Raw genomic sequence first — 13080 nt, 5'->3', positions numbered from 1 at the left:
GACGCAACCCGCAAGCATCGCTTGATCCGACCTTACCGGGAGAAGCACCGTGAGCCGCTCAGCACGTTTCAGGGAATTGTTGAGGTCACCGCCGTTCGTATGCCTCGGCGCGCATGATGCCGTGACCGCGAAGCTCGCCGAACAGGCGGGCGCCAAAGCGATCTATGTCAGCGGCTTCGCCGCGTCCGCGATCGTGGCCGGGCAGCCGGATGTGGGGCTGTTGACGCAGACGGAGATGTTCGATCATATCCGCCGTATTTGCCGGGTGACATCGCTGCCGGTCTTCGCCGATGCGGATACCGGTTACGGCGGCATCCTCGACGTGCAGCGCACCATCCGGCTCTGGGAAGAAGCGGGCGCGTCGGTCCTGCATCTGGAAGATCAGGCCGTACCGAAGAAATGCGGCCACTTTGCCGGCAAGCAGGTGATACCTACGGAAGAGATGCAGGCGAAGTTGCGGGCGATGCTGGCCGCGCGAACCGATCCTGATTTTTTCGTGGTCGCGCGAACCGATGCGATTGCCGTGACGGGATTGAACGATGCGATCGAGCGCCTCACGGCCTATGCCGAGGCGGGCGCCGATGGTCTGTACGCCGACGCGCCGGAAAGCATCGAACAGATGCAGGAGCTCGTGCGGCGGCTCAAACCGCTAGGCAAGCCGATCCTGTTCAACATGGCGCGCTCCGGCAAAAGCCCCTACCTGACGTTAGACCAGGTCTACACGCTTGGATTCGACTACGCGCTGTGTCCGATCGAGCCGATGTTTGCCATGCATAAGGCGGTCAAGGAGATGATGGAGATCTTTATGCGGGAAGGCTCGACCGATGCGGTCGCGGACCGCATGACCTCGTTCGAGGACTTCAATCGTTTTGTCGGTCTTGACGACGCGGTGGCCGAAGAAGCATCGTTTAACCTGGTGAGTGGCGAGCTCGAGCGTAAAGCCGGCGCGACCTGAAGCGCGCAGCATGCCAAGGTTTGCCTGCCAGCGCATTCTCCCGCAATTTGTTACTCTCGCTGCAAAAACCTAACCCGTCCTATACGGACGCAAGGAGTTTGCAGCATGAGTGATTCAGCCGATTACACGCCGCCGAAAGTCTGGACCTGGAACAAAGATAACGGTGGCCGATTCGCCAACATCAATCGCCCTATTGCAGGGGCTACGCACGACAAGGATCTGCCGGTCGGCATTCATCCGCTGCAACTGTATTCGCTCGCCACGCCCAATGGCGTGAAGGTCACCGTTATGCTCGAAGAGCTGCTCGCTCTCGGTCACGGTGGCGCGGAGTACGACGCCTGGCCGGTCAGGATCGGCGATGGCGAACAGTTCGGCAGTGGCTTCGTAGCGGCGAACCCGAACTCGAAAATTCCCGCGCTGGTGGATCGCAGCGGCACGAAGCCAATCAGAGTGTTCGAGTCCGGTGCGATTCTTCTTTATCTCGCGGAAAAATTCGGAGCGTTTCTGCCTGCCGCGCCCGATGCTCGCGCCGAGTGCCTGTCGTGGCTCTTCTGGCAAATGGGAAGCGCACCGTACCTCGGTGGTGGCTTCGGCCATTTCTACGCGTATGCGCCAACAAAAATCCAATATGCGATCGACCGCTTCTCCATGGAAGTGAAACGTCAGCTCGACGTACTCGACAAGCAACTCGCAGCCAACCAGTACGTCGCAGGCAGCGAGTACACCATCGCCGATATGGCTATCTGGCCCTGGTACGGCGGCCTTGTGGAAGGGCGGCTCTACGAGGCCGGCGAATTCCTGTCGGTGCAAGACTATCAGCACGTCCAGCGCTGGGCGAATTCGATTGGCGAGCGCCCCGCGGTGCAGCGGGGGCGCAAGGTCAACCGGCTCTTTGGCGAGCTCGCGGATCAACTCCATGAGCGGCATGCCGCGAGCGATTTCGAGTTCAATACGCAAGACAAGCTCACGCAAGACAAGCTCACTGAGCAGAAATAGCGGTGACCCGAAATAGGCGTACCGACTTATCTGCCATTGAAGGTAATCCGCATTGGCCGTTGCGCAAAACGCCAGTAATAGACGGTGTCCATGCCGGACGTAAATTATGGTAATAAAAAAATAGATTCGCTCCGGCAAGCTTGTTATGGCGTTTCCGGAGGCGCATCGGTGCGGGTGTTTAATCGAAAAACCACGTCGGATGCGGGCAGAAGCGTGTCCGGCGGGTTTGCGGACAGAGCCGGCGCGCGCTAGCGAGCGCATCGGCAGATACACGAAACCGCGCGAGGTGCTCTGCAAGTTTATTTCCGGTTGTGTACATTTTCGCTTCAGCCGTCTTTGGAACAAAGATCATGTGGCGTGTCATGCAGCAACACCTAGCCGGCAACGACGGTCGTGATATCGGCCCGGGCTTTCCACGAACCCCGTGGCCAGCCGATGCATTCCCGGGGCAGCTCACGTGCGATGGGTTGTCAGGAGACCCATCAACTCAACACCGAGTCCTGGAATTGCTATGCTTGCGCTAGTACGTATTGCCCTCCGGCGGCCCTACACGTTCGTTGTCCTCGCGATCCTTATCCTGATCATAGGGCCGCTATCCGCGCTCAAGACGCCGACCGACATCTTTCCCGACATTCGCATTCCCGTGATCAGTGTGGTCTGGCAATACACCGGCTTGCCGCCCGACCAGATGGTGGGACGCATCACGTCGCCATTCGAACGTTCGCTGACCACCACCGTCAACGACATTCAGCACATCGAGGCTGAGTCGGTGAACGGCTTTGGGATCATCAAGATTTTCTTCCAGCCAGGCGTGAACATCAGCAACGCGAACGCGCAGGTCACGGCGGTGGCGCAAACGCAGTTGCGGCAGTTGCCGCCAGGCACCACGCCGCCCCTGATCCTGAACTACAACGCGTCGACGGTGCCGATCATCCAGCTCGCGTTATCGGGCAAAGGGTTGTCCGAGCAGAACCTCGGCGACCTCGGGTTGAACCAGTTGCGCCCGGCGCTCGTCACCGTGGCCGGCGCGTCGATTCCTTATCCGTTCGGCGGCAAATCGCGTCAGGTACAGATCGACGTCAATCCGGCCGCGATGCAGGCGCGCGGGCTGTCGGCGCAGGACGTCGCGAACGCGCTAGCCAGTCAGAATCTGCTCACACCGATCGGTACGGAAAAGATCGGCGATCACGAATACACATTGCAACTGAACAACGCACCGTCCGCGCTCAAGGCGCTCGGCGATCTGCCGATCAAAGCGGTCAACGGCACCACCGTGTATATCCACGACGTTGCCAATGTGCGCGACGGCAGTCCGCCGCAAACGAATATCGTGCACGTGGACGGCAAGCGTTCCGTGCTGATGTCAGTGCTGAAGAACGGTTCGGTGTCGACGCTCGGCATTATCTCGGGCATCAAGCAGCACGTCATCGACGCGAAACCGTCGTTGCCCGACGCGCTGCAGATCGCGCCGATCGGCGACCAGTCGCTGTTCGTGCGCGCGGCGATCAGCGGCGTGGCGCGCGAAGGCGTCATCGCGGCCGCGCTGACCAGTCTGATGATCCTGCTGTTCCTAGGCAGCTGGCGCTCGACGGTCATCATCGCGACCTCGATTCCGCTCGCCATTCTCGGATCGATCGCGGCGTTATCGGCGCTCGGCGAAACGCTCAATATCATGACGCTCGGCGGCCTCGCGCTCGCGGTGGGGATTCTCGTCGACGATGCAACCGTCACGATCGAAAACATCAACTGGCATCTGGAGCAGGGCAAGCAGGTTGAAGAAGCCATTCTCGACGGCGGTGCGCAAATCGTCACGCCGGCGTTCGTCGCGCTGCTGTGTATCTGCATCGTGTTCGTGCCGATGTTTTTCCTCGAAGGCGTGGCGCGTTTTCTATTCGTGCCGATGGCCGAAGCCGTGATCTTCGCGATGATCTCGTCGTTCATCCTGTCCCGCACGCTCGTGCCGACGATGGCGAAGTACCTGCTGCATCCTCACAAGCTGGACGAAGCAGAGCATGAAAAGAAACGCCCCGGACCACTTGGACGCTTCCAGCAGGGCTTCGAACGGCGCTTCGAAAAGGTCCGCGCCGGCTATCACGGCATTCTCGAAGTGGCGCTGAATCATCGCGCGCCTTTCGTGATCTGTTTCCTCGCCTTCGTGCTCGTGTCGTTCGCGCTGGTGCCATTGCTCGGACGCAACTTTTTTCCTGCTGTGGACGCGGGTCAGATTCTGCTTCACGTTCGCGCGCCGGTGGGGGTGCGTGTCGAGAAAACCGCGCAGATCTTCTCCGACGTGGAGAACTCGATCCGCCAGATCATCCCGCCCGACGAACTCGGCACGATGGTGGACAACATCGGCTTGCCCGTCAGCGGTATCAATCTCGCGTACAACAACACGGGCACCATCGGCTCGCAGGACGGCGACATCCAGATCGCGCTGAACGAAGATCACCACCCCACGGCGGACTACGTGCGGCAAATGCGCGAGAAGCTGCCGCGGCTTTTCCCGGGTATCACCTTTTCGTTTCCACCCGCGGACATCATCAGCCAGATTCTGAACTTCGGCTCGCCAGCACCCGTCGATCTGCAGGTCCGCGGTAACAATCTGCCCGGCAATTTCGTCTATGCAAACCGTCTGTTGCGCGAGATCCGCCAGATCCCGGGCGTGGTCGACGCGCGCATCCAGCAGGCGCAAAATTCGCCGACCTTCAACGTCGACGTGGATCGCACCCGCGCGCAATTGCTCGGCATCAACGAGCGGGACGTAACGAACAGTCTGGTGGTGAACCTCGCCGGTTCGAGTCAGGTCGCGCCGACGTTCTGGCTGAACAATGCGAACGGTGTGTCGTATCCGATCGTGATGCAGACACCGCAATACAGTCTCGATTCACTCGCTTCGCTGCAGAATCTACCCATTACGTCCAGTTTGCAGAACAGCGGCCAGATTCTCGGCGGCCTCGCGACTGTCGAGCGGACCAACACGAACGCGGTCGTCAGCCAGTACAACATCCAGCCAATGGTCGAGATCTTCGCGACCACCCAGGACCGCGACCTCGGCGCGGTTGCGGCCGACATTCAGCGCGTGGTGCAGAACAACGCCGCCACGCTGCCGAAAGGCTCCACGGTTGCGCTGCTCGGTCAGGTCCAGACCATGAACAGCGCGTTCGCCGGCATGCTGTTCGGCCTGCTCGGCGCGGTCGTGCTGATCTATCTGGTCGTGGTCGTCAACTTCCAGTCCTGGGCCGATCCGTTCGTGATCGTGATGGCCTTGCCTGCGGCGCTTGCCGGCATCATCTGGATGTTGTTCGCCACGCACACCACGCTATCGGTTCCCGCGCTGACCGGGGCGATCATGTGCATGGGCGTGGCAACCGCCAATTCCATTCTGGTGGTCAGTTTTTGCCGCGAGCGGCTCGCCGAGCACGGCGATCCAATGAAGGCCGCGCTGGAAGCCGGCTTCACCCGTTTCCGTCCGGTGCTGATGACCGCTCTGTCGATGATCATCGGCATGGCGCCGATGGCGCTCGCGCTGGGCGAGGGCGGTGAGCAGAACGCACCGCTTGGCCGCGCCGTGATCGGCGGTCTGATTTTCGCCACCACCGCGTCGCTGCTTCTGGTCCCGGTGATTTTCTGCATCATCCACTCGCGCCCTGGCCGCGCCATTGCCCCGACACCTGCTACGGGAGGTCCCGCTCATGTCGTCTGAACCTGTTGTCGCCAACCAGCCGGTACCGCGGCGCCGGCTCGTCACCATCGGCGTGACCGGTATCGTCATCGCAGTCATCGTCGTCGTCGCCGGTGTGACATTGCGCGTCGTCGATGCCCGCAACCTGAAGTCGTGGACCAGCGCGCAAACGATCCCGACGGTCAATGTGATTCATCCGGTGAGCGCCGCGAACGGACCGACGCTCGATCTGCCTTCGCACCTTGAAGCGTATTCACGGGCGCCGATTTTCGCGCGCGTAAGCGGCTACCTGAAGTCGTGGAGCGCCGAGATCGGCACACCGGTGAAGGCCGGGCAATTGCTCGCGGTGATCGAGTCGCCCGAACTCGATCAGCAGTTGCTGCAGGCACGTGCCGACCTCGCGAGCGCGCAGGCTAATGCGGCGCTGGCGGGAACCACCGCGAAGCGCTGGCAGGCGTTGCTCGGCACCGACTCGGTCGCGCAGCAGGAAGTCGACGAACGCACGGGCGACTACACCGCCAAGAAAGCGGCCGTGGCGGCCGCGCAGGCCAACGTCGACCGTCTCGTCGCCACCAAAGGCTTCGAGCGCATCGTCGCGCCCTTCGATGGCGTCGTGACCGCCCGCGACACGGACGTGGGCGCGCTCATCAATGCGGGCAGCGGAGGCGTGGGCCAGGAACTCTTCGTGGTCTCCGATGTGAAACGCCTTCGCGTGTACGTGCAAGTGCCGCAGGCTTACGCGCCGGATGTGCGCAGCGGCACGACCGCGACGTTGACCGTACCGGAATATCGGGGGCAGCATTTCACCGCCCGTGTGGTCGCCGCGGCGGATTCGGTCAACGTGGCGTCAGGAACGACGCTCGTGCAGCTATTGGTCGATAACACGGATGGCAAGCTGCTGCCGGGTGGCTTTGCGAGTCTGCAATTCAGACTGCCGGTTCAGCAGAATGCGGTGCGGGTTCCGGCCAGCGCGCTCGTCTTCGATGCTCACGGCTTGCGGGTTGCGACGCTCGGCGCAAATGGCCAGGTCGTGTTCAAGACGGTGACGATCAACCGCGATTTCGGCGACTCGGTCGAAATCGGCTCGGGACTCGCCGCAACCGACCGCGTGATCGATACGCCGCCCGACGGCCTCGCCGAAGGTGATCGTGTGCAGGTTGCCACAGCGGCTCGAAGCCCCAGCGCCCCGAACAAGGAGGGCGCCAATGGCTAAGGCCGCAATGCTCAGGATTCCGGCGCTTCTTGCCGGCATCGGCACGCTTGCGGCGTGCTCGCTTGCCCCGGACTACCATGTGCCGCCGACGCCGGTCGCGGCGCAGTACCGCACGCTCGGCCCGTGGGTTAGCGCGCAGCCCGCGGATCGGCTGAGCCGCACCGGCTGGTGGAAGATTTATAACGACCCGCAACTCGACGACCTCGAACAACGGCTGCTCGCTAACAATACCGATCTTGCGGCGGCTTACGCGCATTACCAGCAGGCCAAGGCTTTCGTCGATCAGGTTTCGGCCGGGCTGTACCCGAAAGTCACTGCCAGCGCAGTCCCGCAGCGCGACCGTCAGTCGGATAACCGGCCGTTGCGCGCCGGTGGTCCGGACTATTACAACTCGGCCACGCTCGGGGGCGAGATCGATTACGACCTCGATCTGTGGGGGCGGGTGCGCGATTCCGTGGCGGCAGGCAAGGACGAAGCGCTGGCCACCCAGGCTGATCTGGCCTCCGTGCAGTTGAGCCTGCAGGTTCAGCTTGCCGACAGCTTCATGCGCCTGCGCGGACTCGATCAGCAGACCCAGCTATTGACCGACACCGTCGCGGCTTACGCACGTGCGCTGGAATTGACGCAGACGCTGCATGGCGGCGGGATCGTGTCCGGTCTCGACGTATCGCGCGCGAAGACGCAATTGTCTTCGGCGAAATCACAGTTATCGCAGAACCTCGCGCAGCGCGCCCTGATCGAGCATGCGATCGCCGAATTGACGGGCGCGTCCGCATCGGAGTTCAGTCTGCCGCAGAAAACCGCGGCGATTGCGTTGCCGGTCATTCCGGTCGACCTGCCGTCCACCCTGTTGCAGCGGCGTCCCGACATTGCAGCGGCCGAGCGTCGCGTCGCCGAAGCGAATGCGAAAATCGGCGTAGCACGTGCGGCCTTTTTCCCGTCGATCACGCTGAGCTTGCAAGGCGGCGTCCAGAGTTCGATGTATGCCGGGCTGGTCAGCGCGCCGAACATCTTCTGGGCGATCGGTCCGCAACTGGTTCAATACGTGTTTGACGGCGGCCTGCGCCGCGCACAACTCGATTCCGCAAAGGCGGCAACCGATGAAGCAGGCGCGCGCTATCGCGGCGTCGTATTGTCGGCGTTCCAGCAAATCGAAGACAATCTTTCGCTGCTGCAGGATCTCAGCACGGCGCTCGAACAGCAGCGTGACGCTGTCGATTCAGCGCAGCACTCCCTGGATCTGGCGCTGAACCGATACCGCCAGGGAGCGGTCGGCTATCTCGACGTGGTACAGGCTCAGACTGCGGCGCTCGATGCGCAGCGCGGCGCCCTTGATATTCAGACGCGCTTGCTGAGCGCGAATGTGGAACTCGTCAAGGCGCTTGGCGGCGGCTGGTCGAGCGAAGAACTGGCCACCGCCGCGCAGGCGCCGGCGCTAGTCGCTGTCAGCGGTGTCAAAGGGTGACGTTCGATGCCCGCGGCGGTACTCGTCCTGGCAGTGCGGCACATGGCTGAGACGCGATCCGTCAGCGGCTCACGATTGGCCGGTGGTGTCACATCACGGAAGCACAACAGTCGCTTCTCCACCGGCTCGGCGGCATGCCGAATTCTGCGCTGAACCAGCGCGAGAACGCGCTGATTTCCGAAAAGCCCACGAGATCAGCAACATCCGAAATCGAATAGTGACGATGGCTGAGGTAGCGCAGCGCGACTGAGGCGCGTACCTCGTTCACGAGCGAAGAGAAACTGCTGCCCGTTTGTTCGAGTTGGCGTTGCAGCGTTCGCGGCGCGAGCCCAAGCCGCCGGCTCACCGGCACGATCGTGCCTTGTCCATGGGGCAGGAGGATATGGAGCGCCCGCCGGACGTCGTCGGCGATCGATCCATGCCCGGGGCGCGGATGCAGGGCGAGCAGTTCCTGCGCGTAGCGCGCAAGACAGGAATCGGCGAGTGGGTTAGGGCGGTCGAGATCCTGCCTGCTCATCACGATGCCGTCGAAGCCGCTGTCGAAATCGACCTTCTGCCCGAAAAATCGTCGGTGCACCTGGAGACTATCCGGCGCCGAGTGGGCGAAATGGATGCCGCGCGGCTCATATTGCGAGCCGAGCATCGCACGCACGAGACTGAATAGCACGCTGACCGTGAGCTCAACGATTTCGCGGCCTGGATGCGGCCGTCCGGTGACGAGCACTACGTGCAGCACCACGACATCCTGCGATTCATCGACGCGGATGGCCACGGAATCGCTCAACAGATGCCGGTATCGCTCGATCTGCGCGATCACCTGGCGCAGCGTCGCCTGATGTTGCAGGAACAGGCTGACCGGACCGAAGTCGGACAGCCGCCAGACCTCCCCGATACGCACGCCGAGTGACCCGCATCTGGAGCGTTTCTCTGACGCTTCGAACACCCGGGCGAGGCTCGATTCGGGAATCCGAAGATCCGGGCTATGCAGGCAGGCAGGGTCGAGTCCGACCTCGCGCACCGTACGGATCGCATCGATGCCCGCGGCGCTGGCGATTTCAGAATACTTGGTGAGGGACGCGCTTCGAACGAGGATGGCCATGTCTTCACCGCAAAAAATCAATTTTTCGACGTTATCGTACCCACAACCGGGTGTCTGTGCGGAATAACCAGAATCTGGCCCTTGTCGCCAAGCGTCAGGTTCTGACGTGCATTGTCAAGCGCCCGGGCGGCGGCGCTCTCACAATCGTTTTCCTGGCGCGCCGTTGTCGAGGCCGTTCACTGGATTGTCCGCCGAAGTCGGTTTGCGCGACGAGGGAAGCGTTGCATGTTGCGCGCGTGGCCTCGATGAAGCGAACCAAATGGGAAAGCGATCCAGGCGAGCGTCCACGCAGGCCCGTCCACCAGAATTTCACTCTCAAAGGAGAATCGTGATGCGGGTCGAACGATTGACTTGTTCCATTGGCGCCGAGGTGTCGGGCGTCCACCTCGGCGACGCAGCGCGCGACGCGACGTTGTTCGACGAACTCAAGGCATTGCTGCTCGTGCACAAGGTTTTGTTCCTGCGTGACCAGAACATCACGCGCGCCGAACACGTCGCATTCGCGCGGCGGTTCGGCGAGCTGGAGGACCATCCGGTCGCGGGCAGCGATCCGGATCATCCGGGTCTCGTACAGATCTACCACCGTAGTGATTCCAAGCAAAGCTACGAGAACAACTACCACACTGACGGCTCATGGCGCCCGCGCCCGCCGATGGGCGCGGTGCTGCGTTGTATCGAATGCCCTGAAGTCGGGGGCGACACCATCTGGGTCAATATGGTCGCCGCTTACGACAACCTGCCCGAGGACATGAAGCAACGGATCGCGGGGTTACGTGCGAAGCACAGCATCGAGCATTCGTTCGGAGCCGGCATGACGCCGGAGGCGAGAGCGAAGCTCGCGGCGGACAACCCCATGGTCGAGCATCCGGTCGTGCGCACGCATCCCGAGACCGGGGAGAAGGCGCTTTACCTGAACAGCTTCTCGACCCATTTTGCGAACTACCACACGCCCGAGAATGTTCGCGTCGGGCAAGACAAGACGCCGGGGGCGAGCCTTCTGTTTAACTACCTGATCAGCCAGGCCTATATCCCCGAGTATCAGGTCCGCTTCCGCTGGAAGCCTGACAGCGTCGCGATCTGGGACAACCGCTCGACGCAGCACTACGCTGTGCACGACTACTGGCCCGCGCCGCGCCGCATGGAGCGGACTGCGATCATCGGCGACCGGCCGTTCTGATCATGTCAAACCTGAATTCCTCGCTGCCGCTCGCAGGCGTACGCGTACTCGATTTTTCCCGCGTGCTGGCGGGGCCATGGTGCGGCATGGTGCTGGGCGACCTCGGCGCAGAAGTCATCAAGGTCGAACATCCGAAGCGCGGCGACGACACGCGCGATTGGGGCTTGCGTGTGGGATCGACCGGGACGGCCTATTTCAATAGCGTCAACCGCAACAAGCGCTCCGTAAGTCTCGACCTGCAAACAGCAGAGGGTCGGCAGATCGCGCGCGATCTGGCTCAGAAGAGCGACGTGGTAATCCAGAACTTCAAATTCGGCGGCATGGAGAAGCTGGGTCTCGGATACGAGCAACTGAAGCAGGACCACGAGGACCTGATCTACTGCTCGATTTCCGGCTACGACCGAACCGGACCGGAAGCCGCGCGTCCCGGCTACGATCTGGTCGTTCAGGGCGAGGCCGGGTTGATGGCGCTTAACGGCGAGGCCAACCAGCCCCCGTTGAAGTTCGGGATCGCCGCAGTCGACATGTTTACCGGCATGTATTCGGCCCAGGCCATTCTGGCGGCACTCTTCGAGCGTCAACGAACCGGCAAGGGGCACCATGTCGAAATGGCGCTGTTCGATTGTGGACTGATGATCACCTCGTATTGCGGGATGGAAGCACTGATTTTAGGTAAGGACACGCCGCGTTACGGCAACGCGCATCCGTCAATCGTGCCTTACGGTGTGTTCGATGCCGCGGACGGGCCGCTTGTCATCACCGTCGGCAACAACAATCAGTTTGTGCGTTTCTGCCGCGAGGTGATCGAACGGTCCGATCTTGCCGAGGACGATCGCTTCCGGACCAATATCGGCCGCGCAGCGAACCGGGCGGCGCTGCTGCCCGAAATCGACCGCGAGATCGGTCGCAGAGCGCGCCGTCATCTGCTCGATCGTTTGACGCAGGCCGGCATTCCATGCGGTGAAGTCCTCGGGCTCCACGAAGCGATGACCTCAACGCGCGCGAGGGACGCCGGACTCGTGATGACGCATCCGCATCCGGAAGTTGGCAGCACGCAAGTCCTCGCGCCACCCTATCGCTTCGACGGTGCGCGCTTGCCGGTACGAAGCGCACCGCCTCGGCTGGGAGAAGGTACGGACGACGTGCTCCAGACGTTGCTCGGGATGTCCGGTGAGCAACTCTCCCGGCTGAAGACAGACGGGGTCATTTGACGTCGCGCCCGGACGCGGCGTCCTCCCTGGCTACGTGGTCCGATGCCGGGATCTCGTGGACCTCTCGTGGACCTTTCGCGGACCAGGCCTTGGGCCGCCATCATGCTGTCGCCACGTTTCAGCGTTGCATCGGATTTTCCCGAAATGTATTTCTTGTTTCCGGTATTTTTCCGTTGAATTTGTTTGCCTAGACTTCGTTTCCTGACGCATTGCTGGCCGCCATCAATGGCGACGCCTCTGCGCCGCACCTATCTGAATCCATAACAGGACGGAGGCAACATGGCTGAAAACAGCTACGAAACCGGTCGGCTCAATTTGCCGTTTGTGGGAATCTGCACGTTTGCGAAGTCTCCGCTGTGCCTTGACTGGGACAAGATCGACGCAGACGTCGCGGTGATGGGTGCTCCGTTCGACTGCGGCACACAGTGGCGGGCTGGCGCAAGGTTCGGCCCTCGCTCGATTCGTGATGCGTCGACACTATTCTCGTTCGGACACGGCGGTGCATACGATTTCGAAGACGACGTCGTTTATCTGCCGAGCGACGAAGTCCGCATTGTCGATATCGGCGACGCGGACATGGTTCACACCAACACGGAGAAGAGCCACGCCAACATCGAATACGGTGTGCGCAAGATCCTGGCGGCGGGCGCATTGCCGATAGTGATGGGGGGCGATCATTCGATCAACATTCCGTGCATCAATGCGTTCGAAGGTCAGGAACCGTTTCATATCGTCCATATCGACGCTCACCTTGATTTCGTCGACGAACGCCACGGCGTGCGTCATGGCCACGGCAATCCGCTACGGCGTGCGGCGGAAAAGAGCGTCGTGTCCGGCATGACGCAGATCGGTATCCGCAACGTGTCGTCTACCGCGCGCGAAGGTTACGCTCAGGCGCGCGAGATGGGCTCGGACATTATCTCCGTGCGCGATCTGCGGCGACTCGGTATTCAGGGTGTGCTGGATCGTATTCCGAAGGGCGTGCGCTACTACCTGACGATCGATATCGACGGCTTCGATCCGTCGATCGCGCCGGGCACCGGCACGCCAAGTCACGGCGGCCTGTTGTATTACGAAGGACTCGAACTGTTCGCCGGCCTGGCTGAACAGGGTGACGTGATCGGCATCGATCTGGTTGAAGTCGCGCCCGACTACGACCATTCGGGTTCGACGTCTATCCTGGCGGCGCAATTGCTGCTGAATACAATTGGCCGGGTGATGCATCAACGCAAAGTCAAACGAAACCTTCGCCGGTGAACGGGACGTCGTTGTTCCGCGTCCG

Annotated in this window: 9 protein-coding genes; 8 read left to right on the top strand and 1 reads right to left on the bottom strand. The window is 61.8% G+C overall.

What is annotated here, in order from left to right:
- The first annotated feature begins 49 nt into the window (after window positions 1-49).
- The 5 genes from PQQ95_RS07385 (at window position 50) to PQQ95_RS07365 (ending at window position 8311) form a co-directional block, all read left to right on the top strand.
- The gene (locus tag PQQ95_RS07385; RefSeq protein WP_408436380.1) at window positions 50-955 is read left to right on the top strand and encodes an isocitrate lyase/PEP mutase family protein; all 906 of its coding nucleotides are present in this window, start codon (window positions 50-52) and stop codon (window positions 953-955) included.
- Window positions 956-1060: 105 nt separating this feature from the next.
- Complete coding sequence (gene yghU, locus PQQ95_RS07380; RefSeq protein ID WP_408436378.1) at window positions 1061-1951, top strand: glutathione-dependent disulfide-bond oxidoreductase; 891 nt, start codon at window positions 1061-1063, stop codon at window positions 1949-1951.
- 511 nt (window positions 1952-2462) lie between these two features.
- Window positions 2463-5654: an efflux RND transporter permease subunit gene (locus tag PQQ95_RS07375; protein WP_408436375.1), complete on the top strand. Its 3192-nt coding sequence runs from the start codon at window positions 2463-2465 to the stop codon at window positions 5652-5654.
- Entirely contained in the window at window positions 5644-6846 is a 1203-nt protein-coding gene (locus tag PQQ95_RS07370; protein ID WP_408436372.1) for an efflux RND transporter periplasmic adaptor subunit, read from the top strand. Before PQQ95_RS07375 ends, PQQ95_RS07370 begins: the two co-directional genes overlap by 11 nt.
- Complete coding sequence (locus PQQ95_RS07365; protein ID WP_408436369.1) at window positions 6839-8311, top strand: efflux transporter outer membrane subunit; 1473 nt, start codon at window positions 6839-6841, stop codon at window positions 8309-8311. Before PQQ95_RS07370 ends, PQQ95_RS07365 begins: the two co-directional genes overlap by 8 nt.
- Window positions 8312-8399: 88 nt before the next feature.
- Here the strand turns inward: PQQ95_RS07365 and PQQ95_RS07360 are convergent, their stop codons facing one another.
- Window positions 8400-9410 carry an AraC family transcriptional regulator gene (locus tag PQQ95_RS07360; protein WP_408436366.1) on the bottom strand — a complete coding sequence of 337 codons (1011 nt, stop codon included), beginning with the start codon at window positions 9408-9410 and terminating at the stop codon, window positions 8400-8402.
- Window positions 9411-9741: 331 nt separating this feature from the next.
- Between PQQ95_RS07360 and PQQ95_RS07355 the strand changes: the two genes are divergently transcribed.
- The 3 genes from PQQ95_RS07355 (at window position 9742) to speB (ending at window position 13055) form a co-directional block, all read left to right on the top strand.
- Window positions 9742-10587 (top strand): TauD/TfdA dioxygenase family protein, encoded by an 846-nt coding sequence (locus PQQ95_RS07355; protein ID WP_408436363.1) that lies wholly within the window; start codon window positions 9742-9744, stop codon window positions 10585-10587.
- Between the two features lie 2 nt (window positions 10588-10589).
- Entirely contained in the window at window positions 10590-11798 is a 1209-nt protein-coding gene (locus tag PQQ95_RS07350) for a CaiB/BaiF CoA transferase family protein (RefSeq protein WP_408436360.1), read from the top strand.
- A 279-nt stretch (window positions 11799-12077) separates the two neighbouring features.
- Complete coding sequence (speB, locus tag PQQ95_RS07345; RefSeq protein ID WP_408436357.1) at window positions 12078-13055, top strand: agmatinase; 978 nt, start codon at window positions 12078-12080, stop codon at window positions 13053-13055.
- Window positions 13056-13080: the final 25 nt, after the last annotated feature.

The organism is Paraburkholderia caffeinilytica (assembly GCF_046030355.1).
GTDB classification, from domain to species: domain Bacteria; phylum Pseudomonadota; class Gammaproteobacteria; order Burkholderiales; family Burkholderiaceae; genus Paraburkholderia; species Paraburkholderia caffeinilytica_B.
This window is presented reverse-complemented; position numbering and strand designations above follow the sequence as displayed.